The following is a 23,860-nucleotide window of genomic DNA, read 5'->3' on the forward strand; positions in this document are numbered from 1 at the left end:
GGGCGGCCCGGCTCAGGAGGCGGACCGGTTCAGAGGGCGGCGGCGGCCTCGCGCAGGGCGGCGAGTTCGGCCAGGGCGAGGGCGGTGAAGTCCTGGCCCGGGCGGTCCGCCCAGCGGGCGAGGGCGGTGCGCAGGGCGAGCAGGGCGAGTTCGGCGGTGAGGACGGCGGCCGGGTCGGGGACGCCGCGCTCGCGCAGGGCCGCGGTGAGGGCGGTGGCGAGGGCCTCGCGCTTGAGGAGTTCGCGTTCGGTGAGCTCGGGGTTGGCGGCGACCACCTGCTGGCGCTCGCGGACGGCGGGGTGGCGTTCGGCGGTGAAGGCGTGGGCGCCGGCGGCGGCGAGGGCGGCCCCGGCGGCCTCCAGCGGGCCGGCCCCGGGCGGGGCGGCGGCGATCGCGTCGGCGAGCAGGCGCAGCAGCGCGTCGCCGCCGGAGAGCACCTCGCGCTTGTCGGCGAAGTGCCGGAAGAAGGTGCTCTTGGCCAGCCCGGCGCGTTCGGCGATCTCGGCGACGGTGGTGCGGTCGTAGCCCTGGTGGACGAAGAGTTCGAGCGCCGCGCGCTCCAGCCGTTCGCGCGCGTTCGGGTCCCATCTGGCCATGGCACGGAGTCTACGTGACGGGAGATGGTCGCATCACGGGGCTCGGCGCGTTATGGTGACGGGACAAGGTCTCATCACTCGGAGGTCCACCCCCATGCGCGTCTTCGTCACCGGAGCCACCGGCCACCTCGGCTCCGCCCTCGTCCCCGAACTGCTCGCCGCCGGCCACCGAGTCACCGGCCTGGCCCGCTCCGACGCCTCCGCCACCGCGCTCACCGCCCTCGGCGCGGACGTCCGCCGCGGCGACCTCGACGACCTGGACGGCCTGCGGGCCGCCGCCTCGGCCGCCGACGGGGTGGTCCACCTCGCCTTCAAGCACGAGGCGATGCTCGACGGCGACTACGCGGGCGCGATGGCCGACGACCTGAAGGCCGTCCGGGCCCTGGTCGAGGCGCTCGCGGGCACCGGCAAGCCGCTGGTCGGCACCGGCGGGACGGGCGGCGGCAACACGCCCGGCCGGCCCGCCCTGGAGAGCCTGGTCGCCCCCGGCGCCCCGCGCACCGAGGCCGAGCAGGCGATCGTCGACGCCGCGGCGGACGGCGTGCGCTCCAGCGTCGTCCGGCTGCCCCCGGTCGTCCACAGCCCGCTCGACCGGCACGGCTTCGTCCCCACCCTGATCCGGATCGCCCGCGCCACCGGCACCTCCGGCTACCTCGGCGAGGGCACCAACCGCTGGCCCTCCGTCCACACCCTGGACGCCGCCCACCTCTACCGCCTCGCCCTCGAACACGCCCCCGCCGGCACCCGCCTGCACGCCGTCGACGACGAGGGCGTCCCCTTCCGCGAGATCGCCGAACGCATCGGCATCCGCCTCGGCGTCCCCACCGCCCCCGTCCCCGAGGAGAGCGCCGCCGACCACTTCGGCTTCCTCGCCCGCCTCGTCCCCCTCGACCTGCCCGCCTCCTCCGAAGCCACCCGCGCCCTGCTCGACTGGCGGCCCCGGCACCCGGGCCTGCTCGACGACCTCGACCAGAACCACTACTTCACCGGGAGCTGACCCCCGCCCACCCCCGACCGCACCGCCCGGGGCGGCCACCGCCTCCGCCCCCCTCCGCCCCTCGCCGCGCGGCGGAACCCCCGCGTACGTGCAGCGGACTCAGGACCGGGCGAACCCCGACGCGCGTGCAACCGGACCAGGTTCGCGCGGTCCGGGCCGACGGCGGCCCCCGACGCGCCCCCGCCCCTCGCCGCGCGGCGGAACCTCAGCGCGCCTGCAACCGGCTCAGGACCGCGCGGTCCAGGGCCGCCGCGGTCTCTGGGACGCTCAGGTTGGAGTTGTCGATGATCGGCAGGCCGGAGGTGCGCCAGCCGGCCATCCGGCCGTGGATGCGGGCGACCTCGTCGTCGGAGAGGCGGCGGTTGCCGGAGCGTTCGGCGTTGCGGGCGAGGACGCGGTCGAGGCCGGGGAGCAGGACGACGGGGATCATGCCGGGGCCGATGTGGCGCTTCCAGCCGCCGAGGCCGATCGCGGGGCGGTCGGGGAAGACCGCGTCGTCGATGATGCAGGAGATGCCGTTGGCGAGGTAGTTGCGGCAGGCGAAGCCGCAGGTGCGGCGGGCCAGCCGGTACTGGGCCTCGGAGGCGGTGTTCCAGCCGGACTGCGGGTTGGCGAAGCCGGACTGGACCCACTCGCGGACGTCGTCGAGGCTGATGTGCGCGGTGGGGGTGGGGCGGCGTTCGGCCCAGTACCGGGCGACGGTGGTCTTGCCAGCGCCGGCCGGGCCGATCAGCAGGACGGCGACCGGGCCGGGCAGCGGGGCGGGGAACGCGGGCTGCTGCGGTGGCGGGGCGGGCAGTTGGACGGTGCCTCCGGTCGGGAGCAGGAAGTGGCCGGTGCCGCCGGGCGCGACCGGGCCGACGGCCTTCAGCGGGACGGTCGGGCGGTCCGGCCGGGGCGCGGCCGGCCCCAGGGTGGGGATCGCCTGGGTGGCGCCGGGCAGGGCCGGTGCGGGGTACGGCGGCTGAGGGCCCGTCGGCTGCGGGGACACCGCAGGTCGTGGTGGCACCTGGCCCCCCGCGTGCTGGTTCTGCGCGTACTGGCTCACCGTCACCTCCCTGCGCCGAATGTACACGTCGGCCCGGTGGCGGGCACAAGTCCGCCACCGGGCCCGGCGTGCGTCAGCGGCCGGTGAGCTGCTCGGCGAGGGCGCGCAGGGCGAGCTCGTAGGAGCCGAGGCCGAAGCCGGCGATGGTGCCGGAGGCGACGGCGGCGATGACCGAGGTGTGCCGGAAGGTCTCGCGGGTGTACGGGTTGGAGATGTGCACCTCGACCAGCGGGGCGGTGCGCTGGGCGGCGGCGTCGCGCATCGCGTACGAGTAGTGGGTGAAGGCGCCCGGGTTGATCACCACGGGGGTCTTCGCGTCCGCCGCCTCGTGCAGCCAACCGACCATCTCCGCCTCGGAGTTGGTCTCCCGGACCTCCACCGACAGGCCCAGTTCGGCGCCGAGCGCGGTGCAGCGCTCGACCAGGCCCGCGTACGAGGTGGAGCCGTACACGTCGGGTTCGCGGGAGCCGAGCCGGCCCAGGTTGGGGCCGTTGAGGACCAGGACGCGGGTGGCGGGCGTGCTCATCCGGAGACCTCCCCGTAGGCGGCGACCAGCACGGACGGGTCCGGGCCCTCCAGGATGGAGGTCTTGGCCAGGCCGTCCAGGACGACGAAGCGCAGCAGGTCGCCGCGCGACTTCTTGTCGATCTTCATGGCGTCCAGCAGCTTCGGCCAGGCGTCCGCGCGGTAGGTCAGCGGCAGGCCGACCGAGGCCAGCACGGTGCGGTGGCGGTCGGCGGTGGCGTCGTCCAACCGCCCGGCCAGGCGGCCGAGTTCGGCGGCGAAGACCATGCCGATGGAGATCGCCGCGCCGTGCCGCCACTTGTAGCGCTCGTTGCGCTCGATGGCGTGGCCCAGGGTGTGGCCGTAGTTGAGGATCTCGCGGCGGCCGGACTCCTTGAGGTCGCCGGAGACCACGTCGGCCTTGACCTGGATGGCCCGGCGGATCAGCTCCAGGGTGTGCGGCCCGGCCGGGGTGGTGGCGGCCTCCGGGTCGGCCTCGATCAGGTCGAGGATGACCGGGTCGGCGATGAAGCCGGCCTTGATCACCTCGGCCAGGCCGGAGACGTAGTCGTGCTTGCCGAGCGTCTCCAGGGTGTCGAGGTCGGCCAGCACGCCCGCGGGCGGGTGGAAGGCGCCGACCATGTTCTTGCCCTCGGCGATGTTGATGCCGGTCTTGCCGCCGACGGCCGCGTCGACCATGCCGAGCAGCGTGGTGGGCACCGAGATCCAGCGCACCCCGCGCAGCCAGGTCGCCGCGACGAAGCCCGCCAGGTCGGTGGTGGCGCCGCCGCCGAGGCCGACCACCACGTCGCTGCGGGTGAAGCCGGTCTGGCCGAGCACCGACCAGCAGTACGCGGCGACCTCGGCGCTCTTGGCGTCCTCGGCGTTCGGCACCTGGAGGGCGATCGCCTCGTAGCCCTGGTCGGCGAGGTCCGCGCGGACCGCCTCGCCGGTGGCCTCCAGGGCCTCCGGGTGGATGACGGCGACCCGCTTGGCCTTCGGGCCGATCAGCGGGGCGAGTTCGCCGAGCAGCTGGTGGCCGATCAGCACCTCGTAGGGGGCGTGGCCGTCGCTGCCCGCGACCTGGATGCGGACGAGGTCCGGGTCAGACATGGGGGTTCTCCAACTCCAGTGCGTCGAGTACGGCGTCGGCGACCTGTTCGGGCGTGCGGTCCCCGGTGTCGGCTACGGTGGTGGCGACCTCCAGGTAGAGCGGGCGGCGGGCCTCCATCAGCTCGCGCCAGCGGGCCCGCGGGTTGACCGCGAGCAGCGGGCGGGGGGCGTCCAGGCCGACCCGCCTGACCGCGTCGGCGAGCGGCACCTCCAGGAACACCACGGGCAGCGGGGCGAGCAGCGCCCGGGTCTCCTCGGCCATGACCGCGCCGCCGCCGAGCGCGAGGACACCGGGGAAGCCGGTGACGGCGGCCCGGACGGCGGCCCGCTCCAGCTGCCGGAAGTGCGGCTCGCCCTCGTCGAGGAAGATCTCCGGGATGGGCTTGCCCGCGGCCCGCTCGACATCGGTGTCGGTGTCGCGGAACGGCAGGCCGAGGCGGTCGGCGAGGACCCGTCCGACGGTGGACTTGCCGCTGCCGGGCGGGCCGACCAGCACCACCGCGGGTGTGGCCGGTGCGCTCATCGGACGATCAGGTTGTCGAGGTAGGACCGGACGTTGCGGCGGGTCTCGGAGACGTTGTCGCCGCCGAACTTCTCCGCCACCGCGTCCGCCAGCACCAGCGCCACCATCGCCTCGGCGACGATGCCGGCCGCCGGGACGGCGCACACGTCGGAGCGCTGGTGGTGCGCCTTGGCCGGCTCGCCGGTGCGCACGTCCAGGGTCTGCAGGGCCCGCGGGACGGTCGCGATCGGCTTCATCGCGGCCCGCACCCGCAGCAGCTCGCCGGTGGACAGGCCGCCCTCGGTGCCGCCGGAGCGGCCGGAGGTTCGCCGGACGCCGTCCGGCGTCGGGACGATCTCGTCGTGCGCCTGCGAGCCGGGCACCCGGGCCAGGTCGAAGCCGTCGCCGACCTCGACGCCCTTGATCGCCTGGATGCCCATCAGCGCGGCGGCCAGCCGGGCGTCCAGCCGGCGGTCCCAGTGCACGTGCGAGCCGAGGCCGACCGGCACGCCGTAGGCCAGCACCTCGACCACGCCGCCGAGGGTGTCGCCGTCCTTGTGGGCCTGGTCGATCTCGGCCACCATCGCCTTCGACGCGTCGGCGTCCAGGCAGCGCACCGGGTCCTCGTCGAGGCGGGCCTCGTCGGCGGGCAGCGGCAGCACCCCGGCCGGGGCCTTGGCGGCGGCCAGCTCCACCACGTGGCTGACGATCTCGATGCCGCAGGTCTCCTTGAGGTAGGAGCGGGCGACCGCGCCGAGCGCGACCCGGGCCGCGGTCTCCCGGGCGCTGGCGCGCTCCAGGATCGGCCGGGCCTCGTCGATCGAGTACTTCTGCATGCCCGCCAGGTCGGCGTGGCCGGGGCGGGGCCGGGTCAGCGCCTCGTTGCGGGCCAGGCCCGCGAGCACCTCGGGGTCGACCGGGTCGGCCGACATGACCTGCTCCCACTTCGGCCACTCGGTGTTGCCGACCATGACCGCCACCGGCGAGCCCATGGTCTCGCCGTGCCGGACGCCGCCGAGGAAGGTCACCTGGTCCTGCTCGAACTTCATCCGCGCGCCGCGGCCGTAACCGAGCCGGCGGCGGGCCAGCGCGTCGGCCACCATCGCGGTGGTGACCGGCACCCCGGCCGGCAGGCCCTCCAGCGTCGCGACCAGAGCGGGGCCGTGCGACTCCCCCGCCGTGAGCCAGCGCAAGCTACCCACCGAAAGCTCCTTCGTCAGCGGCCCGCGCCGTGAACGGCGGCCGGCCCGGCGTCTCGTCCTGCCCGGCCGCAGGAACACGGCGGGCGAACTCCGATCCTTTCACGTCCCGCAGGTCACCGGGGCCACGGTCCGGGTGGCGGACAGCGAACGTCCGGAACCGAGCGGGTCCGTCACCCGGCGAGCGCGGTCTCGCCCGCCTTCCGCATCGCCGCCAGCGGGCCGTGCGGCACGCCCGTGAACCGCTCGAACTGGAGCCCCGCCTGGTGCACCAGCAGGTCCAGCCCGCCCAGCACGGTGCCGCCGCGCTCCAGGCAGGCCGCGGCCAGCGCGGTCGGCCACGGGTGGTACAGCACGTCGAACAGCACGCCGGGCGCCGCCGTCAGCTGCGCCGCGAAGCAGTCGGTCGCCCCGACCGGCGTGGTGGAGACCGTCAGCGGCCCGGCCAGCGCCCGCGCGGCGTCCGCCCAGTCGGCGGTGCGCACCACCACGCCCAGCCGCTCCCCCAGCTCCCGCATCTCGGCGGCCCGGGCGGCGCTGCGCACGTACGCGGTGACCTCGCCGTCGCAGACCTGGGCCAGCGCGGCCAGCGCCGAGGAGGCGGTGGCCCCGGCACCCAGCACCGCGGCCGACCCGACCCGCTCGACGCCGTGCTCGCGCAGCGCGTTGACCAGGCCGGGGACGTCGGTGTTGTCGCCGTGCCGCCGCCCGTCGCGGTCGATCACCACGGTGTTGACGGCGTCCACCGCCCGAGCGGTGTCGCTGACGGTGTCCAGCAGCGGCCGAATCGCCCGCTTGAGCGGCATGGTCAGCGACAGGCCGGCCCACTCGGCGGGGTCGAGGCCGGTGACGAACGCCGCCAGCGCCGGCTCGTCGACCTCGTACCGGCCGTACCGCCAGTCGGTCAGCCCGAGCGCGGCGTACCCGGCCGTGTGCAGGAGCGGGGAGAGCGAGTGGGCGATCGGCGAGCCGAGCACGGCGGCGCGGTGCGGGGTGGTCACGAAGCGGCCTTTCAGGGAGTGGTGCTGGTGGTACGGGTGGTGCAGGAAGCGGCGGTGGCGGCGGGGCGGTGCAGGAAGACGTCGACCGGCCCCTCGGACTCCGGCACGAAGCCGTGCCGCTCGTACAGCCGCCGGGCGGGGCTGCCCCGCAGCACGTTCAGCCGGACGGCCAGACCGGCCGCGTCGGCCCGCTCCAGCGCGTCGCGCAGCACGGCGGTGCCCAGGCCGCGGCCGTGCAGCGCCGGGTCGAGGTAGAAGTGCTCCAACAGCAGGGTGCCGGGCCGCTCGTCGGGGGCGAGCGCCAGGCACCCGGCGGGCGACGGGAAGCCGGGCACCTCGACCACCGAGGTGTGCCGCGGCCGGTACGCGTCGCGCAGCCGCTGCCGGACGCCGTGCTCGTCGTAGCGGCCCAGCCGTTCCAGGTCGGGGCGCATCGCCCCGGCCCGCAGCTCGGCCAGCGGCTCCAGGTCGGCGGCGGTGGCGGGGCGCAGCGTCCAGGCGGGCGGGGCGGTGGTCACTCGGTGCCCCGGCGGGTGCGGGCGGACCAGCGGCCCTCGCTGTGGGTGATCCGGATCGGGTGCCGGAAGCACGCGGAGACCAGCTCGGTGGTCAGCACCTCGGTGGCGGGGCCGGCCGCGGTGGTCAGGCCGTCGCGCAGCAGCAGGGCGTGGCTGGTGGTCCCGGGCAGTTCCTCCAGGTGGTGGGTGACCAGCACGGAGGCCAGCTCGGGGTAGCGGGAGCGCAGCTCGTCCAGGCTCTCCAGGAGCTGTTCGCGGGCGGTCAGGTCGAGGCCGGTGGCGGGCTCGTCGAGCAGCAGCAGCCGGGGCTCGGGCATCAGCGCGCGGGCGATCAGGACCCGGCCGCGCTCGCCCTGGGAGAGCGTGGTCCAGGGGCTCTCGGCGCGGTGCGCGACGCCCAGGGTCCGGATCAACTCCTCGGCGTGGTCGAGCTGTTCGGCGGTGGGCTTGTGCCACAGGTCCGGCTCGATGGTCTGCGTGGTGCCGGTCAGCACGACCTGCCGCACCGTCAGCGGGGAGCGCAGCGGGTGCCGCGGGTTGACGTGCCCGAGGTGCGCGCGCAGCTCCCGGACGTCGACCCTGCCGAGCTGCCTGCCGAGCACCTTCACGGTGCCCGCGGTGGGGTGCTCGACCGCGCCCAGCAGCGACAGCAGGGTGCTCTTGCCGGCCCCGTTCGCCCCGAGCACCGCCCAGTGCTCCCCGGCCCGGACGGTCAGCGACACGTCCCGCAACAGGTACTGCCCGCCCCGGACCACGTCGACGGCGGCGGCCTCCAGCAGGGCCGGTTCGGGCGGCTGCGGTGTCTGCGGTGTCTCCATCCGCCTCACGCTACCCGCACCACCCGGCCGTCCCGCAAAGCCATATCGCCCACCGGACGGCCCGTCGTGCTCAGGTCAGGACACGCAGGTCAGGACGTGCAGGCGACGTGCTTGGAGTCGTACTTCATGCCCTTGGCCAGACACCACTCCTGGGTGTTCTTGGCGTGCTCCGCGCCGGTCGCCGCGAACTTGGTCTCCTGCGGCGAGACGGCCAGCCAGAACACCCAGTCGCCCGGTGTCGGGTTGAGCACGGCGTCGAGCGCCTCCTGCCCCGGGTTGCTGATCGGGGTCGGCGGCAGGCCCGGGTTGATGTACGAGTTGTACTTGTTCGACCCGTCGTTGATCTCCTGCTCGGTGAGCTTGGTGCGGCCCAGCGAGTACTGCAGGGTAGTGTCCACGCCCAGCTTGTGCTGGGTGACGTTGGTGGTCAGGCGGTTGGAGATGGCGCGGGCCATCTTGCCGAAGTCCTCCGAGTTGTTGCCCTCGGCCTGCAGGATGCTGGCCTCGGTCACCACCTCGTACGCGTTCTTCAGGCCGATCTTCTGCGCCGCCTCGTCCAGCTTGAGGTCGCCGTACTTCTGGACGGCGTTGGCGACCATCTGCTTCAGCAGCTCCTCGGGCTTCATGCCGTCGGCGACCGAGTAGCGGGTCGGCCAGAGGAAGCCCTCCGGGTTGTTGTTGGCGTAGCCGGGCAGGCCCAGGCTGCCGGCCTGGGCCTTGGCGACGTTCGCCGTGGTGCCCGGGGCGAGCTTCAGCTTGCCGTCGATCTTGGCGTAGACGTCGGCGGCCTTCAGCCCCTCGGGGATGATCAGCGCGTTGCCGCCGTTGGACTCCACCAGTTCCTTGAGCGCCGCGGCGGCGGACATCTGGTGCTTCAGGGTGTAGACGCCGGGCTGGATGCCGCGCCCCTTGGGGTCCTTCTCGTACGCGGCGCTGAACGCCTTGATGCTCTTCACCACGCCGGCGTCCAGCAGGGTCCTGCCGATCGCCTCGCCGGCCGCGCCCTCCTTGACGGTGATGTTCACCGAGCCGGAGCCGTCGCCCTTGAAGTCCGGCGGCGGGCCGAAGTGGTCCTGGTAGAAGCCGTAGCCCCACCAGCCCGCGCCGCCCATGCCGCCGAGCAGCACCAGGGCGACCACCAGGCACGCGCCGCGGTTGCGGCGGCCCGACTTCTTGCCCTTCTCCTTGCGCTTGCGCTCGGCCTCGCGGGAGTCGTCCTGCTCGGAGAAGAACGAGGCGTCCCCGTCCTCCTCGTCCGGGTACCCGTCCTCGGCCCAGTCCCCGTGCTCCTCGTCGGCCCGCTCGTCGGGCGCGGCGGCGCTCCGGCGACCGGCCGACGGGTCGTCGAGGGCCGCGGCCTCCGCCTCCCAGTCGATGCCGTCCGGCCCGGGGCCGCCGACCGCCTCCGCCGACCGGGGCTGCGCCGCCCGCGCGGCGGGGCCCTGCTGCGGCTGCTGCACGCCCTGCTGCTGCGGGTGGCCAGGCTGCGGGTGGCCGGGCTGCGGCGGCAGGCCCGTCCGCCGGCCGAACTGCTGCTGGGGCTGCACGCCCTGCTGCGGCATGCCCTGCTGCTGCGGATAGCCCTGCGGCACGCCCTGCTGCGGGTAGCCCTGCGGCATCCCGGGCTGTTGCTGTTGTTGCTGCTGCTGGACGAACTGCTGCTGCCCGCCGTAGGAGCCGCCCTGCTGGTACCCCTGCTGCGGCATGCCCGGCTGCGGCATGCCCGGCTGCTGCCCGAACTGCTGCTGCCCGCCGTACGAGCCGCCCTGCTGCTGCGGGTAGCCCTGCGGCGCGCCCTGCTGCTGCGGGTACCCCTGCTGCTGCCCGAACTGCTGCTGCCCGCCGTAGGACCCGTCCGGCTGCTGCGGGTACCCCTGGGGGTACTGCTGGAGGTAGTCCGGCTGCCCGTACGGGCCCTGGGGCTGGGGCTGTTCGCCGGGGTACCACGGCTGGTCGCCCTGGGAGCCGTAGCGCCCGTTCTGATCAGTCATCGATCCCCTTACAGCGTCCAGGGTGTCCGTCGAACCCGCGTGCTGTCCGCGCAGCCCGTGGTCGGAGACGCTACCGTACCGCAGCGTAGCCAAGGACGGTCACTGCCTGCTGTCGTTCACGGGGAGGGGCTCCCGGCGGGCGGGGGCGAGGCGTGCTGGGCGCGGTAGGCGTTGAACTCCTCGACGTTCTTGCGCTGCTGCTCCTCGCTGTCGGTGAACCTGGTGTCCCCGGGTCGGACGGTCACGAAGTACAGCCAGTCACCGTCGGCGGGGTGCAGGGCGGCCCGCAGCGCGTCCCGGCCGGGGTTGCCGATGGGGGTGGGGGGCAGGCCGGGGTGGGCGTAGGTGTTGAAGGGCGAGTCGAGTCGGGTGTCGTCCTGGGTGGTGGTGAGGGTGGAGCGGCCGAGTGCGTAGTTGATGGTGGAGTCGAGCTGGAGCGGCATCTTCTTGGCGAGCCGGTTGTAGACGACGCGGGCGACCCGGGCCATGTCCTCGGGGTTGTCGGCCTCGGCCTGGGCGAGGCTGGCGACGGCCAGCAGCCCGTACGGGGAGACGCCGTTGGCGCCGGCCGCGTCGGCGACCGCGGGGCCGTCGAGGTTGCCGTCGGCCTCCTTGACCATGTCTTGAAGGAGGGTGAGCGGGGTGCTGTCGCCGGTCACGGCGTAGGTGGCCGGGTAGAGGTAGCCCTCCAGGTGGCCGGCGGCGTCGGCGGGGAGGCCGAGTTCGGCGGCGTGCTGCTCGGCGGCGGCCGCGGTGGTGCCCGGTTTCAGGCCGAGCCGGGTGTCGATCGCGGCGAAGACCTGGGTGGAGCGCCAGCCCTCGGGGATGGTCAGGGCGTTGGCGTTGGACGGGTCGAGCAGCACGTTGAGTGCCGAGACCGCCGACATCTTCTCCTTGAGTGTGTAGGTCCCGGGGTGGATGTTGTCGCCGGCCGGGCTCTTCGCCGCGGCCTCGGTGAACGCCCGGGTGGAGGCGACCACGTGCTCGGCGGTCAGCGTCTTGCCGATCTGGGTGATGCTGGCGCCCTGCGCGACCGAGACCTGGACCTGCCCGGTGCCGCCGCCGGGGTAGTCGGGGGCGGGCTGCTCGCCCTCGGGCCAGAGCACGAACAGCGCGAGCGCGGCGGCCATCGCCACGCCGAGCAGCCCGGCGACGCTCAGGCAGCACGCGGCGCGGGTGCGCAGCCGCTCCGGGTCGGGCGGTTCGACGCCGTACGGCAGGCCGGGCGGGGCCCCCTCGGGCTCCAGCACGGGGGCGCCGAGGTGGCCGGGGGTGAGTCCGGGCGCGGTGTACGGGTCGGTCACGGCGGGCCTTCCGGCGGCGGGCGGCGTCCTGGCGCCGCGGCCGGGCGGCCTCCGCCCCCGCGCGACGCCAGGGGCCCGTGCGGACGCGCGTCCGCACGGGCCCCTCGACCGGGAAGCTAACCCGTACCGGTCAGACCACCGGCTCGACACTCTCGCCGGGCGCGCGCCCGCTCACCCGTTCGGTCTCCAGGGCCGACTGGAGGATCACCACGGCGGCGGCCTGGTCGATCACCGAGCGGCCCTTCTTGGCCGACCGCCCGGAGGCGCGCAGCCCGGCGGCGGCGGTGACGGTGGTCATCCGCTCGTCCACCAGCCGCACCCCGACCGGGTACAGCAGGCCGGCCAGCCGGCCCGCGTACTCGCGGACCTTGGCGGCGGCCGGGCCCTCCTTGCCGTTCAGCGAGCGCGGCAGGCCGACCACCACCTCGATGGCCTCGTACTCCTCCGCGATCGCCCGCAGGCGGGCCTGCGAGCGGCCCCCGGCGGGGACGGTCTCCACCGGCGTGGCGATCAGCCCGTCGGGGTCGCAGACCGCGACCCCGATCCGGGCGTCGCCCACGTCGACGGCGATCCGCCGGCCGCGCCGGAAGACCTTCTCCTCGATGGGCTGCTCGCTCACGCGCGCTCGGCCACCAGCGCCCGCACGGCCGCGACGGCGTCCGCGACGGCGGCCGGGTCGGTGCCGCCGCCCTGCGCGACGTCGTCCTTGCCGCCACCGCCGCCGCCGAGGGTCTTGGCCGCGGCCCGGACCAGCTCGCCGGCCTTGATGCCGCGCGCCCGGGCGTCCTCGTTGGTGGCGATCACGGTCAGCGGGCGGTCGTTCGCGACGGTGAACGCGGCGACCACGGCCGGGCGGTTGCCGAGCCGGGCCCGGACGTCCAGCACCAGCTTGCGCAGCTCGTCCGCGCCGGTGCCGTCACCGACCCGGGCGGCGACCAGGGCCACGCCCCGGACGTCCTCGGCGCCCTCGGCGAGGCCCGCGGCGGCCTGGAGGACCTTCTCCGCGCGGAACTTCTCGATCTCCTTCTCGGCGTCCTTGAGCTTGGTGAGCATCCCGGAGATCTTCTCCGGCAGCTCCTCCGGGCGGCCCTTGACCAGCTCGGTCAGCTGGGAGACCACGGTGTGCTCGCGGGCCAGGAACTTGTACGCGTCGACGCCGACCAGCGCCTCCACCCGGCGCACGCCGGAGCCGATCGAGGACTCGCCGAGCAGCTTCACCAGGCCCAGCTGGGCGGTGTTGCCGACGTGGGTGCCGCCGCACAGCTCCTTGGAGAAGTCGCCGATGGTGACCACCCGCACCGAGTCGCCGTACTTCTCGCCGAACATCGCGATGGCGCCCTGCTTGCGGGCCTGGTCCATCGTCATCACCTCGGCGGTGACGTCGAGTTCGCGGACCAGCACCTCGTTGATCTTCTGCTCGACGTCGGTCAGCACCGCGCCGGGGACGGCGGCCGGCGAGCCGAAGTCGAACCGGAAGCGGCCCGGCGCGTTCTCCGAACCGGCCTGGGCGGCGGTCGGGCCGAGCGCGTCGCGCAGCGCCTGGTGGGTCAGGTGGGTGGCCGAGTGGGCCCGCGAGACGGCCCGGCGGCGGTCGGTGTCGATGGTGGCGTACGCGGACGCGCCGAGCACCACCTCGCCGAACAGCACCCCGCCGGAGTGCACGATCACGCCGGGCACCGGCTGCTGCACGTCCCGGACCTCGACCACCGCGCCGGAGTCGAGCCGGATGCGGCCGTGGTCGGCGAGCTGGCCGCCGCCCTCGGCGTAGAACGGGGTGCGGTCGAGGATCAGCTCGACCTCGTCGCCCTCGGTGGCGGCCGGCGACGGGACGCCGTCCACCAGCAGGCCGACCACGGTGGCCTCGCCCTCGGTGTGGGCGTAGCCGGTGAAGACGGACGCACCCGCCTTGTCGGCGACCTCGCGGTACGCGGCGACGTCGGCGTGGCCCATCTTCTTGGCCCTGGCGTCGGCCTTGGCGCGGTCGCGCTGCTCCTGCATGAGGCGGCGGAAGCCGGCCTCGTCGACCTGGAGGCCCTGCTCCTCGGCCATCTCCAGGGTGAGGTCGATCGGGAAGCCGTAGGTGTCGTGCAGCTTGAACGCCTGCTCGCCGGAGAGCACCGCGCCGCCGGACTGCCTGGTCTCGGTGACCGCGGCGTCCAGCAGGCTGGTGCCGGAGCGCAGGGTCTGCAGGAAGGCGTTCTCCTCGGCGACGACGACCGTCTCGATCCGCTTGCGGTCGCTCTCCAGCTCCGGGTACTGCGGGGCCATCGCCTTGATCGAGACGTCGATCAGGTCCTTGGCGACCGGCTCGGTGGCGCCCAGCAGCCGCATGTTGCGGATCGCCCGGCGCAGGATGCGGCGCAGCACGTAGCCGCGGCCCTCGTTGCCGGGGGTGACGCCGTCGCCGACCAGCATCAGCGCGGTGCGGAAGTGGTCGGTGACCACGCGCAGCGAGACGTCCGACTTGTGCTCGGCGCCGTAGGTGTGGCCGGTGAGCTCGGCGGCGCGGTCGAGGATCATCCGCGAGGTGTCGATCTCGAAGAGGTTGTCGACGCCCTGGAGGACGGCGGCGAGGCGCTCCAGGCCGAGGCCGGTGTCGATGTTCTTGCTCGGCAGGTCGCCGAGGATCTCGAAGCCGTCCTTGCCGTCGCCGCGGCCGCGCTCGTACTGCATGAAGACCAGGTTCCAGATCTCCAGGTAGCGCTCGCCGTTGACCGCCGGGCCGCCCTCCTCGCCGTACGCGGGGCCGCGGTCGTAGTTGATCTCCGAGCACGGGCCGCACGGGCCGGGGACGCCCATCGACCAGAAGTTGTCCTTCATGCCCAGGCGCTGGATCCGCTCGGCCGGGACGCCGATCTTGTCCCGCCAGATCTGCTCGGCCTCGTCGTCGTCCTTGTAGACGGTGATCCAGAGCTTCTCGGGCTCCAGGCCGTAGCCGCCGTCCGCCACCGAGCTGGTCAGCAGCTCCCAGGCGAACGTGATGGCGCCTTCCTTGAAGTAGTCGCCGAACGAGAAGTTGCCGCACATCTGGAAGAACGAGCCGTGCCGGGTGGTCTTCCCGACCTCCTCGATGTCCAGGGTGCGGACGCACTTCTGCACGCTGGTGGCGCGCGAGAACGGCGGCTTGACCTCGCCCAGGAAGTACGGCTTGAAGGGCACCATGCCGGCGTTGACCAGCAGCAGGGTGGGGTCGTCGGCGACCAGCGAGGCCGACGGTACGACGGTGTGGCCGCGCTCCTCGAAGAAGCGCAGCCAGCGGCGGCGGATCTCTGCCGACTCCATCAGTGGGGGTCCTTCCGATCGGTCGTGCGGCCCGGCAGCTCGCGCTGGCGGGGCTTGGCAACGAGGGTCTGGGGGGTGGTGCGGCGCGGTGCGCGCGACGACGGGGGCAGGGCGGCGGCCGGGGAGCCCGGGGCCGCCGAGATAGCTCGGGCCCCGTCGTCGGCGGCCGGTCCGCCCAGTGCGCGGCGGCGGGGCGGCTCGACGACCGCCGTGCCGTCCAGGCCGAGGTCCGCGCGCAGTTCGCGCTCGCGCTCGTCCATGCCGTCCCGGACGTCCCGGGCGAAGCGCTTGGCCGCGTCGCCGAGGTGGAGCGCGCCGCGGGCGGCGGTGCCGGACAGCGAGTCCGGGGTGAGGCGCTGCACCGCCTCGTTGGCCTTGTTCATGGCCCAGACGGTGGCGCCCGCGCCGACCGCCATCCAGAAGATCCTGCGCACCATCGCCGTCAGCCCCTCACGGCCCGGCGGACCCGGGCCAGCAGCCCGCCGCGCGGCGCCGTCGCGGCCCGCACCTCGGCCCGGATCAGCCGGGCCAACTCCTCGCGCTCACCCGCCTGCTGCGGCACCGCGCCGGGCCCGGCCTGCTGCCGGGAGACGGCCTTGCGGACGCCGTAGCTGAACGCGGCCACCTTCACCAGCGGCCCGCCCAGCGTGGCGGCCACGGTGGACGACAGCGCCTTGGCGTCGGCCGCCGCGTCCTGCACGTTGGCGGTGATCTCGTCCACCCGCTCCAGCTGCTCCTGCGCGCTGTGCACGGCGCTGCTCGCGTCCCGCAGCAGCGGCACGGCCTGCTCGGTGACGGCGGAGACCAACCCGGTGGCCTCCCGCAACACCTTGGACAGCCGCACCAGCACCACGGCGAGCAGGGTGACCAGGACCGCCCAGAACACGGCCACCAGCAGCCCGGCCAGCTCTCCCACGGACACCTTCGCGCGCTCCCTCGGCAGTGATTCCTCACGTGTGCAACTCGTACTGAACCCTACCGTGACAGCGGCTCGTTCCCCGACCGGTATATCCGGCGGCGGGCCCGCCCCGACCCGGCCGGACCGGCGGGTCCGGCGCGTAACCCACCGCCGGGTCACCTCGTTGGGGGTGTGGCTCGCGGAACGCGGGCCGGCGGGTTCCGGGTTTCCTAGCGGCGGGGGCGTCCATGGCGGGCACGGCGGCGGGCCGGCTGCCGGCCGAGGTCACCAGCTTCGTCGGCCGGGCCGCCGAACTCGACGCGCTGTCCGCCCTGCTGGCCCGGGCCCGGCTGGTCACGGTGACCGGCCCGGGCGGCGTCGGCAAGTCCCGCCTCGCGCTGCGCGCCGCCGCCCGGCTGGCCGACGGCTTCCCGGACGGCGCGCACCTCGCCGAGCTCGCCCCCGTGCGGGACCCGCGGCTGCTCGGCCACGCCGTGCTGGAGGCGCTGCACCTGACCGACCACACCGCCCGCCCGCCGCTGGACGTGCTGGTCGAGCAACTCTCCGACCGCCGGGCCCTGCTGGTGCTGGACGGCTGCGAGCACCTGGTCGACGCCTGCGCCGAGCTGGCGGGCGCCCTGCTGCGCGCCGCGCCCGGCCTGCGGGTGCTCGCCACCTCCCGGCAGTCGCTGCGCGCCGCGGGCGAGCACCTGCTGCCGCTGGCCCCGCTGGCGTACGAGGCGGCGGCCGGCGGCGGGCCGGACCCGGAGGCGGTGCTGCTGTTCGCCGACCGCGCGGCGGCCGTCCGGCCGGGCTTCCGGCTGGAGGCCGGCAACCGGGCCGGGGTGGCCCTGCTCTGCCGCCGGCTGGACGGCATCCCGCTGGCCCTGGAACTGGCCGCCGGGCGGCTGCGCGCGCTCTCCGTCGAGCAGGTGGCGGCCCGGCTGGACGACCGCTTCCGGCTGCTCACCGGCGGTGCCCGGACGGCCCCGCCCCGGCACCGGACGCTGCGCACCGCGATCGGCTGGAGCCACGAACTCTGCACCATGCAGGAACGTTTACTCTGGGCCCGCCTCTCGGTCTTCGCCGCCGGCTTCGACCTGGACGCCGTCGAGTACGTCTGCGCCGGGCACGGCCTGGAGCCGGACGACGTGCTCGGGCTGGTCGACTCGCTGGTCGACAAGTCCGTCCTGGAACGCCTCGACGGCGACGGCGCCGTCCGCTTCCGGATGCTCGACACCCTGCGCGAGTACGGCGGGCACTGGCTGCGGGCCGGCGGCGACGGCCCCCGGCTGCGCCGCCGCCACCGCGACTGGTACCTCGGCGTCGCCACCTGGGGCGAGGTCGAGTGGTTCGGCCCCCGGCAGGCCGAGACCGCCGACCGCACCCGGCTCGCCCACCCCAACCTGCGCGCCGCGCTGGAGTTCTCGCTCGCCGAACCCGGCGAGGAGCAGTTCGCCCTCGTGCTGGCCGGCACGCTCTGGTACTTCTGGGTCGGCACCGGCCACCTCGGCGAGGGCCGGCACTGGCTCGACCGGGCCCTCGCGCTCGCCCCCGAACCCACCGACGCCCGGGCCAAGGCGCTCTGGGTCACCGGCTACCTCGCCACCCTCCAGGGCGACCTGGACCGGGCCCGCCCCGCCCTGGAGGAGTGCCGCCGCCAGGCCCAGGACACCGGCGACGACCGGGCGCTGGCCTACGCCGTCCACCGGCAGGGCTGCGCCGCCCTGATCGGCGACGACCCGGCCCGCGCCGCCGAGCTGTTCGAGGAGGCGCTCTGGCACTACGACACCCTCGGCGAGCTCAACTCCAACGTCCTGATGGCCAGGTTCGAACTCGCCCTCGCCCGGCTGTTCCAGGGCGACGAGGAGGGCGGCCGGGCCGGGATCGAACGGCTCCGGGAGACCTGCGAGGAGTACGGCGAGCAGTGGGCGTACGGCTACTGCCTGTACGCGGCGGCCTTCGCCCGGCGGCAGGCCGGCGACCTGCGGGCGGCCCGGACCCTGGCCCGCGAGTCGATGCGGCTGAACCACCTGTTCCGCGACCTGCTGGGGATCGTGCTGGCGATGGACCTGCTGGCCCTGCTGGCCACCGAGGGCGCGGACGCCGACCTGCGCGAGGCCCGGGTCCTCCAGGGCGCCGCGCACCGGCTCTGGCGGGCCGTCGGCACCCCGTTCTTCGGCTCCCGCTCCTTCAACGGCCCGCACCTGGAGTGCGAGCGGCGCGCCCGGGCGGGCCTCGGCGGCGAGGAGTACGCGGCGGCCTTCCGGCTCGGCTCCCGGCTCGGCCTGGACGCCGCCGTCCGCCGCGCCCTCGACCCGCCCGCGGCGGACGGCCCCGGGGAACGGGAAACGCCCCCCCGGTCCGAGGACCGGGGGGGCGCTACGCTCGCGGGTCAGCGCGAGTAGTACTCGACGACGAGCTGCTCGTCGCAGACGACCGGAACCTCGCGGCGCTGCGGCGCGCGGTCCAGGCGGAAGGCCAGGGCCTTCAGGTTGACCTCGAGGTACTTCGGGGTCTGGCCCTCGCCGGCGTTGCCGCCCTCACGAGCCACCTGGAAGGGGACCTTCTCCTTGGACTTGTCCTTCACCGTGACGACGTAGCCCGGCTTCATCTGGAACGACGGCTTGTTGACCTTCGAGCCGTTGACCTCGATGTGACCGTGCACGACCATCTGGCGGGCCTGGTAGATGGTGCGGGCGATGCCCGAACGCAGGACCAGGGAGTCGAGGCGGACCTCCAGCAGGGCGACGAGCGCCTCACCGGTCTTGCCCTCGACCTTCTTGGCGGCCTCGAAGGCACGCGCCATCTGCTTCTCGCTGAGGTCGTACTGCGCGCGCAGACGCTGCTTCTCGGTCAGACGGACCTTGTAGTCAGAGTTCTGCTTGCGGCCGCGGCCGTGCTGGCCGGGCGGGTACGGGCGGGCCTCGAAGTACTTGACGGACTTCGGGGTCAGCGGAACGCCGAGAGCACGGGCGATCTTGACCTTGGGGCGCTTCTGGTTCGCCATGTTTCCTTTTCCTGTTCAGATACGGCTGTCACCAGGTGTTGACGGAGGACGCTTCTCGCGGCCCGGAGAAAAACCGCCCGCTGCCGGACGGTCAGCCGCTCTCCGCGACCGGGCACTATGTGCTTGCACACGGGGCACCCACGACCGGGAAGGGTGGTGGGAGGCCCGCGACACCGAAGGCCGGTGCACGCCGCTCCTGGGGGAACTCCCTCGCGGGAGGCCCCGGTTCGGTGCCCCGCTGGTGCGGCCGGTCGCTCCTCGCGGAACCCCGGGCCCGGGACACACCCCCCTACTATACGGGACGGTCACTCCCCCTTGAGCCGGGCCCTGGTCCACTCCGCGATGTCCGCGTACCGGGCCTCGCCGCCCCGCCTGGTCGGCCGGTAGTACTCCTTGCCGTGCACCTCGTCCGGCGCGTACTGCTGCGCGGCGATGCCCTCCGGCAGGTCGTGCGGGTACTGGTACCCCTTGCCGTGCCCGAGCTTCTTCGCCCCGCCGTAGTGCGCGTCCCGCAGGTGCGCGGGCACCGCGCCGGCCAGGCCCTGCCGGACGTCGGCCAGGGCGGCGTCGATGGCCAGGTACGCGGCGTTCGACTTGGGCGCCAGGGCCAGCGCGATCGCCGCCTGGGAGAGGATGATCCGGGCCTCCGGGAAGCCGATCAGCGCGACCGCCTGGGCGGCGGCCACCGCGGTGGACAGCGCGGTCGGGTCGGCCAGGCCGACGTCCTCGCTGGCGGAGATCATCAGGCGGCGGGCGATGAAGCGCGGGTCCTCCCCGGCCTCGATCATCCGGGCCAGGTAGTGCAGGGTGGCGTCCACGTCGCTGCCCCGGATCGACTTGATCAGCGCGCTCGCCACGTCGTAGTGCTGGTCGCCGTCCCGGTCGTAGCGCACCGCGGCCTGGTTGACCGCCGTCTCGGTCGCCGCCAGGGTCAGCACCTTCCCGCCCTGCTCCAGCGCCGCCCCGGCCGCCGCCTCCAGCGTGGTCAGCGCCCGCCGGGCGTCGCCCCCGGCCAGCCGCACCAGGTGGTCCTCGGCCTCCGCGCTCAGCTCCACGCTGCCGCCCAGGCCCCGCTCGTCGGTGGTGGCGCGGCGCAGCAGGGTGCGGACGTCCTCGTCGGTGAGGGACTCCAGGGTGAGCAGCAGGCTCCGCGACAGCAGCGGGGAGATGACCGAGAAGTACGGGTTCTCGGTGGTCGCGGCGATCAGGGTGACCCAGCGGTTCTCCACGGCGGGCAGCAGCGAGTCCTGCTGGGCCTTGGAGAAGCGGTGGATCTCGTCCAGGAACAGCACCGTCTCCCGGCCGCTCATCCCGACCGCCCGCCGGGCGCCCTCGATCACCGCCCGGACCTCCTTGACGCCGTGCGTGATCGCCGAGAGCTCGACGAACCGGCCCTCCACCGCCTGGCTGATCACGTGCGCCAGCGTGGTCTTGCCGGTGCCGGGCGGCCCCCACAGGATCACCGAGCTGGTGGCCGCCGGGCCGCGCGACCCGGCGACCAGCCGGCGCAGCGGCGAGCCCTCCTTGAGCAGCTGCCGCTGCCCGGCCACCTCGTCCAGCGTCCGCGGCCGCATCCGCACCGCGAGCGGGGCGCGCCCCGGCTCGGCGCTCTGGCGTTCCTCGGCGGCATGGGTGAAAAGGTCGGGCTCGTCCACGCCCCGAGCCTATGCGACGGCTCCGACAGCGCGGGCCCGGTGCCGGGCCGGGCTACTCGAAGCGCTCCGGGTCCCCGGCCCCGTAGCGGACGATCTCCGGCACCCCGTCGGAGAAGTCGACGACCGTCGTCGGGACCGTCCCGCAGTCGCCGGAGTCGACCACCGCGTCCAGCACGTGGTCGAGGCGCTCCTTGATCTCCCAGCCCTGCGTCATCGGCTCCTCCTCGCCGGGCAGCAGCAGGGTGCTGGAGACCATGGGTTCGCCGAGTTCGGCGAGCAGCGCCTGGGTGACGGCGTGGTCGGGGATGCGGACGCCGACGGTCTTCTTCTTCGGGTGCAGCAGCCGGCGCGGCACCTCCCTGGTGGCGGGGAGGATGAAGGTGTAGCTGCCGGGCGTCGCCGCCTTGACGGCGCGGAAGACGTTGTTGTCGAGCTGGGCGAACTTGCCCAGCTGGGCGAAGTCCTGGCACATCAGGGTGAAGTGGTGGCGGTCGTCGAGCCGCCGGATGGTGCGGATCCGGTCCAGGGCCTCCCGGTTGTCGAGGCGACAGCCGAGGGCGAAACAGGAGTCGGTGGGGTACGCGATGAGGGCGCCGTCCCGGAGGCTCGCCACCACGGTGCCGATGGTGCGCGGCTGGGGCGTCTCGGGGTGCACGTCGAAGTACTTCGCCATTGCTCGACCCTACTTCCCGGTCCGGGCCAGCACCGTCGCGGCGTGGTCGGGGACGTACTTCTGGAGGTCCCGCGGCGGACGGCGGTAGCCGCGCGGCTCGGGGCGCGGCGGCAGGGCCACGGCGGGCTCGACCACCTCGTGGTACGGGACGGTGGACAGCAGGTGGGCGATCATGTTGATCCGGGCGCGGCGCTTGTCGTCGCTCTCGACCACGTTCCAGGGTGACTCGGGGATGTCGGTGTAGACGAACATCTCGTCCTTGGCCCGCGAGTAGTCCTCCCACCGGGTGAGGGACTCGACGTCCATCGGGGAGAGCTTCCACTGCCGCATCGGGTCGTGGAGCCGGTCGCGGAAGCGGCGCTCCTGCTCGACGTCGCTGACCGAGAACCAGTACTTGCGCAGCAGGATGCCGGCCTCGACCAGCATCCGCTCGAAGGTGGGGCACTGGTGCAGGAACTGCCAGTACTCCTCGTCGGTGCAGAAGCCCATCACCTTCTCGACGCCCGCCCGGTTGTACCAGGAGCGGTCGAACAGCACCATCTCGCCGGCCGCCGGGAGCTGTTCGACGTAGCGCTGGAAGTACCACTGGCCGCGCTGGCGCTCGGTGGGGGCGGGCAGGGCGACCACCCGGGCGATCCGGGGGTTGAGGTACTCGGTGACGCGCTTGATCGCGCCGCCCTTGCCGGCCGCGTCCCGGCCCTCGAAGACGACCACCATCCGGACGCCCTCGCTGCGCACCCACTCCTGGAGCATGACCAGTTCGCGCTGGAGGCGGAGCAGTTCGTCCTCGTAGAGCTTCCTGGGCATCCGCTCGGCCCGGCGGGGCTTCTTGTCCGCCTTGCCCGCCTTGCCCGCGCCGCCGGCCTTGCCCGGCGCCTTGTTGCCGGCCGCTTTGTTGCCCGCGCCGCCCGCCTTGCCGGTGCTGCTGCCCGCCTTGCCCGCCCTGCCCGCCTTGCCTGTACTGGGTGCCGCCACGGGTGTGCCCTCCGCTCACCGGGTCGCCGACGCTGACGATCCCTCAGGCTAAGGGCCGCCGGGCGCCGCCGCAGTTCGGGCGGCCCGCGGGCCCCTCCCCGGCGGGCGCCCCTCCCCGGCGGGCACCGGCGGTCCCCCGTGCCGCCGGTGCCGTGCGCGCCGGGGAAGGCCGGACCACTCTGCGGCACCCCCGGGGCCCGGGTCCAATGCCCCGGTCCATAACCTGGAGGCATGGACGTGGACACCCGGATGCTGCGCTACCTGACCGCGGTCGCCGAGGAGGGCCAGCTGACCGCGGCCGCGGCCCGGCTGGGGGTGAGCCAGCCGACGCTGACCAGGCAGGTCAGGGCGCTGGAGCGGCAGCTGGGGGTGGAGCTGTTCCGGCGCTCGCGGACCGGGGTGGCGCCGACCGCGGCGGGCGCGGAGCTGGTGGCGCGGGCCGCGGCGCTGCTGGCGGGCTGGGAGGGGGCGCTGCGGGCGACCAGACTGGCGGCGGCGGAGGCCGGCGGGGAGCTGCGGGTGGGCTTCGAGGGGTCGACGATCAACCTGCTGGGCCGGGCGGTGGTGAAGGACTTCACCCGCCGGATGCCGGGCTGGCGGGTGCGGCTGCGGCAGAACGACTGGTTCGACGAGTCCTCCGGCCTGGCCTCGGGCGAGCTGGACCTGGCGCTGTGGCACGCCCCGGCGTCGATGGCCGAGCGGTACGCGCACGCGCCGCTGGGCACCGAGGAGCGCTGGGCGGTGCTGGCGGCCGACCACCGGCTGGCGGCCCGGACCGCGCTGGACGCGGCGGAGCTGTGGGACGAGCCGTTCGTGGCGATCCCGGAGCAGGCCGGGGTGTGGCGGGAGTACTGGCTGGGCGCGCCGGAGCGCGGCGGCCGGCCGGTGCGGATCGGGGCGGTGGCGCACAACGCGGACGAGTGGATGGCCGCGGTGGCCTGCGGGCAGGGGGTGGGGTTCGCGCCGCGCGCGGTGGGCCGCTGGGCGAGCCGCCCGGACGTGCGCTGCCTGCCGGTGCGCGGGCTGGGGCCGAGCCTGGTGGGGCTGTTCCGGGCGCCGGGGCGGGCGGAGACGCCGGCCATGGCGGCGTTCGCGGAGTCCTGCCGGCTGCACCTGGAGGTGCAGTTCCGGGCGACCGGTGGCGGCCGGTCGGCCCCGGCGGCGGGTGCTCAGACCTCGACGAACGGCGCGGGGTAGCGGCACGCCCCGTGCGGGACGCCGTCGGCGCCGGGCAGCGGCAGGGCCTGGAAGTACCCGTCGGGGACGTCGAAGGGCCCGGTGATGCGGTGCCCGGAGGCGGGCACGAAGCCGAACCGGCCGTAGTAGCCCGGGTCGCCGAGCACCACCACGACCCGCTCGCCGGCCTCGGCGGCGGCGGCCAGCGCGGCCCGCACCACGACGGTGCCGACACCCTTGCGCTGCCACTCGGGGGCGACCGCGACGGGCGCGAGGGCCAGGCCCCGGCCGTTGCCGATCCGCAGCCGGGTGAGCAGGGCGTGGCCGATGACGACCTCGCGCTCGTCCACCGCGACCAGGGACAGGGCGGGCAGCCAGGCGGCGTCGCGGCGCAGCGCGTCCACCAGGTCCGCCTCTTCGGGGCCAGGGAAGGCCGCCATGTGCACCCGCCGGGTCTCGGCGGTGTCGGTGGGGAGTTCAACTCTGGTGCGTACGGTCATCCTTGATCCCTCGTGCGCCCTGCACCCCGTTGTGCAGCGGTCCGGCCCCGGGCGGTGGCAGCCTACTCCTGGTGGGCGCGCACCGGCCGGGGCCGGGACG

At 74.6% G+C, this 23,860-nt stretch carries 23 protein-coding genes; 3 read left to right on the forward strand and 20 right to left on the reverse strand.

Going from position 1 to position 23,860, the window contains the following annotated elements:
- Positions 1-29 precede the first annotated feature (29 nt).
- A complete protein-coding gene (locus K353_RS25410) occupies positions 30-596 on the reverse strand; it encodes a helix-turn-helix domain-containing protein (protein WP_111555864.1) in 567 nt (188 codons plus the stop codon).
- Positions 597-690: 94 nt separating this feature from the next.
- On the opposite strand from K353_RS25410, the gene K353_RS25415 reads away from it, so the two are divergent.
- Positions 691-1,593 carry an SDR family oxidoreductase gene (locus tag K353_RS25415; RefSeq protein WP_111555865.1) on the forward strand — a complete coding sequence of 301 codons (903 nt, stop codon included), beginning with the start codon at positions 691-693 and terminating at the stop codon, positions 1,591-1,593.
- 205 nt (positions 1,594-1,798) lie between these two features.
- Here the strand turns inward: K353_RS25415 and K353_RS25420 are convergent, their stop codons facing one another.
- From K353_RS25420 to K353_RS25485, 14 genes are all read right to left on the reverse strand, one after another.
- Complete coding sequence (locus K353_RS25420) at positions 1,799-2,641, reverse strand: AAA family ATPase (protein ID WP_233533825.1); 843 nt, start codon at positions 2,639-2,641, stop codon at positions 1,799-1,801.
- Between the two features lie 73 nt (positions 2,642-2,714).
- Positions 2,715-3,167, reverse strand: coding sequence for a type II 3-dehydroquinate dehydratase (gene aroQ / locus K353_RS25425; protein WP_100835262.1), 453 nt, complete (start codon positions 3,165-3,167; stop codon positions 2,715-2,717).
- Positions 3,164-4,258 carry a 3-dehydroquinate synthase gene (aroB, locus tag K353_RS25430; protein WP_111555866.1) on the reverse strand — a complete coding sequence of 365 codons (1,095 nt, stop codon included), beginning with the start codon at positions 4,256-4,258 and terminating at the stop codon, positions 3,164-3,166. Before aroB ends, aroQ begins: the two co-directional genes overlap by 4 nt.
- Positions 4,251-4,781: a shikimate kinase gene (locus K353_RS25435; RefSeq protein WP_111555867.1), complete on the reverse strand. Its 531-nt coding sequence runs from the start codon at positions 4,779-4,781 to the stop codon at positions 4,251-4,253. The genes aroB and K353_RS25435 overlap by 8 nt, the downstream gene beginning before the upstream one ends.
- The gene (gene aroC, locus K353_RS25440; RefSeq protein ID WP_111555868.1) at positions 4,778-5,962 is read right to left on the reverse strand and encodes a chorismate synthase; all 1,185 of its coding nucleotides are present in this window, start codon (positions 5,960-5,962) and stop codon (positions 4,778-4,780) included. Before aroC ends, K353_RS25435 begins: the two co-directional genes overlap by 4 nt.
- 170 nt (positions 5,963-6,132) lie before the next feature.
- On the reverse strand, positions 6,133-6,960 hold the full coding sequence (locus K353_RS25445) for a shikimate dehydrogenase (RefSeq protein ID WP_111555869.1): 828 nt from the start codon (positions 6,958-6,960) through the stop codon (positions 6,133-6,135).
- An 11-nt stretch (positions 6,961-6,971) separates the two neighbouring features.
- The gene (locus tag K353_RS25450) at positions 6,972-7,478 is read right to left on the reverse strand and encodes a GNAT family N-acetyltransferase (protein WP_233533826.1); all 507 of its coding nucleotides are present in this window, start codon (positions 7,476-7,478) and stop codon (positions 6,972-6,974) included.
- The gene (locus K353_RS25455; RefSeq protein WP_111555870.1) at positions 7,475-8,296 is read right to left on the reverse strand and encodes an ABC transporter ATP-binding protein; all 822 of its coding nucleotides are present in this window, start codon (positions 8,294-8,296) and stop codon (positions 7,475-7,477) included. The genes K353_RS25450 and K353_RS25455 overlap by 4 nt, the downstream gene beginning before the upstream one ends.
- Before the next feature lie 89 nt (positions 8,297-8,385).
- A complete protein-coding gene (mltG, locus tag K353_RS25460) occupies positions 8,386-10,287 on the reverse strand; it encodes an endolytic transglycosylase MltG (protein WP_111555871.1) in 1,902 nt (633 codons plus the stop codon).
- A gap of 116 nt (positions 10,288-10,403) precedes the next feature.
- Complete coding sequence (mltG, locus tag K353_RS25465; protein ID WP_233533827.1) at positions 10,404-11,591, reverse strand: endolytic transglycosylase MltG; 1,188 nt, start codon at positions 11,589-11,591, stop codon at positions 10,404-10,406.
- A gap of 130 nt (positions 11,592-11,721) precedes the next feature.
- On the reverse strand, positions 11,722-12,210 hold the full coding sequence (gene ruvX / locus K353_RS25470) for a Holliday junction resolvase RuvX (protein WP_233533828.1): 489 nt from the start codon (positions 12,208-12,210) through the stop codon (positions 11,722-11,724).
- Positions 12,207-14,873, reverse strand: a complete 2,667-nt coding sequence (gene alaS / locus K353_RS25475) for an alanine--tRNA ligase (RefSeq protein ID WP_111555872.1) — start codon at positions 14,871-14,873, stop codon at positions 12,207-12,209. The genes ruvX and alaS overlap by 4 nt, the downstream gene beginning before the upstream one ends.
- A complete protein-coding gene (locus K353_RS34940) occupies positions 14,873-15,310 on the reverse strand; it encodes a DUF6167 family protein (RefSeq protein WP_199528240.1) in 438 nt (145 codons plus the stop codon). The genes alaS and K353_RS34940 overlap by 1 nt, the downstream gene beginning before the upstream one ends.
- Positions 15,311-15,315: 5 nt before the next feature.
- Complete coding sequence (locus K353_RS25485; RefSeq protein ID WP_100835270.1) at positions 15,316-15,795, reverse strand: DUF948 domain-containing protein; 480 nt, start codon at positions 15,793-15,795, stop codon at positions 15,316-15,318.
- 224 nt (positions 15,796-16,019) lie between these two features.
- Here K353_RS25485 and K353_RS25490 point away from each other — a divergent pair, with 224 nt between their 5' ends.
- The gene (locus tag K353_RS25490; protein WP_111555873.1) at positions 16,020-18,179 is read left to right on the forward strand and encodes an AAA family ATPase; all 2,160 of its coding nucleotides are present in this window, start codon (positions 16,020-16,022) and stop codon (positions 18,177-18,179) included.
- Here K353_RS25490 and rpsD read toward each other — a convergent pair.
- From rpsD to ppk2, 4 genes are all read right to left on the reverse strand, one after another.
- On the reverse strand, positions 18,167-18,781 hold the full coding sequence (rpsD, locus tag K353_RS25495; RefSeq protein ID WP_100835272.1) for a 30S ribosomal protein S4: 615 nt from the start codon (positions 18,779-18,781) through the stop codon (positions 18,167-18,169). The two genes, K353_RS25490 and rpsD, sit on opposite strands and share 13 nt — an antisense overlap.
- A gap of 305 nt (positions 18,782-19,086) precedes the next feature.
- On the reverse strand, positions 19,087-20,436 hold the full coding sequence (locus tag K353_RS25500) for a replication-associated recombination protein A (protein ID WP_111555874.1): 1,350 nt from the start codon (positions 20,434-20,436) through the stop codon (positions 19,087-19,089).
- 52 nt (positions 20,437-20,488) lie between these two features.
- Complete coding sequence (locus tag K353_RS25505) at positions 20,489-21,109, reverse strand: L-threonylcarbamoyladenylate synthase (protein ID WP_111555875.1); 621 nt, start codon at positions 21,107-21,109, stop codon at positions 20,489-20,491.
- Between the two features lie 9 nt (positions 21,110-21,118).
- A complete protein-coding gene (ppk2, locus tag K353_RS25510) occupies positions 21,119-21,916 on the reverse strand; it encodes a polyphosphate kinase 2 (RefSeq protein ID WP_111555909.1) in 798 nt (265 codons plus the stop codon).
- A 399-nt stretch (positions 21,917-22,315) separates the two neighbouring features.
- Between ppk2 and K353_RS34510 the strand changes: the two genes are divergently transcribed.
- Positions 22,316-23,281, forward strand: a complete 966-nt coding sequence (locus K353_RS34510; RefSeq protein WP_111555876.1) for a LysR family transcriptional regulator — start codon at positions 22,316-22,318, stop codon at positions 23,279-23,281.
- On the opposite strand, the gene K353_RS25520 is transcribed toward K353_RS34510, so the two are convergent.
- Positions 23,254-23,760 carry a GNAT family N-acetyltransferase gene (locus K353_RS25520; RefSeq protein ID WP_111555877.1) on the reverse strand — a complete coding sequence of 169 codons (507 nt, stop codon included), beginning with the start codon at positions 23,758-23,760 and terminating at the stop codon, positions 23,254-23,256. The two genes, K353_RS34510 and K353_RS25520, sit on opposite strands and share 28 nt — an antisense overlap.
- Between the last annotated feature and the right edge of the window lie 100 nt (positions 23,761-23,860).

This window comes from Kitasatospora sp. SolWspMP-SS2h (assembly GCF_003259315.1).
Classification (GTDB): Bacteria; Actinomycetota; Actinomycetes; order Streptomycetales; family Streptomycetaceae; genus Kitasatospora; species Kitasatospora fiedleri.

Excerpts from the sequence above, each read along its gene's own strand:
- K353_RS25435 (WP_111555867.1), bottom strand. The coding sequence starts at position 4,781 with ATGAGCGCACCGGCCACACCCGCGGTGGTGCTGGTCGGCCCGCCCGGC.
- mltG (WP_111555871.1), bottom strand. The coding sequence starts at position 10,287 with ATGACTGATCAGAACGGGCGCTACGGCTCCCAGGGCGACCAGCCGTGG.
- K353_RS25410 (WP_111555864.1), bottom strand. The coding sequence starts at position 596 with ATGGCCAGATGGGACCCGAACGCGCGCGAACGGCTGGAGCGCGCGGCG.
- K353_RS25415 (WP_111555865.1), top strand. The coding sequence starts at position 691 with ATGCGCGTCTTCGTCACCGGAGCCACCGGCCACCTCGGCTCCGCCCTC.
- K353_RS25505 (WP_111555875.1), bottom strand. The coding sequence starts at position 21,109 with ATGGCGAAGTACTTCGACGTGCACCCCGAGACGCCCCAGCCGCGCACC.
- K353_RS34940 (WP_199528240.1), bottom strand. The coding sequence starts at position 15,310 with ATGGTGCGCAGGATCTTCTGGATGGCGGTCGGCGCGGGCGCCACCGTC.
- aroQ (WP_100835262.1), bottom strand. The coding sequence starts at position 3,167 with ATGAGCACGCCCGCCACCCGCGTCCTGGTCCTCAACGGCCCCAACCTG.
- alaS (WP_111555872.1), bottom strand. The coding sequence starts at position 14,873 with ATGGAGTCGGCAGAGATCCGCCGCCGCTGGCTGCGCTTCTTCGAGGAG.
- rpsD (WP_100835272.1), bottom strand. The coding sequence starts at position 18,781 with ATGGCGAACCAGAAGCGCCCCAAGGTCAAGATCGCCCGTGCTCTCGGC.
- aroB (WP_111555866.1), bottom strand. The coding sequence starts at position 4,258 with ATGTCTGACCCGGACCTCGTCCGCATCCAGGTCGCGGGCAGCGACGGC.
- K353_RS34510 (WP_111555876.1), top strand. The coding sequence starts at position 22,316 with ATGGACGTGGACACCCGGATGCTGCGCTACCTGACCGCGGTCGCCGAG.
- K353_RS25490 (WP_111555873.1), top strand. The coding sequence starts at position 16,020 with ATGGCGGGCACGGCGGCGGGCCGGCTGCCGGCCGAGGTCACCAGCTTC.
- K353_RS25520 (WP_111555877.1), bottom strand. The coding sequence starts at position 23,760 with ATGACCGTACGCACCAGAGTTGAACTCCCCACCGACACCGCCGAGACC.
- ppk2 (WP_111555909.1), bottom strand. The coding sequence starts at position 21,916 with ATGCCCAGGAAGCTCTACGAGGACGAACTGCTCCGCCTCCAGCGCGAA.
- K353_RS25455 (WP_111555870.1), bottom strand. The coding sequence starts at position 8,296 with ATGGAGACACCGCAGACACCGCAGCCGCCCGAACCGGCCCTGCTGGAG.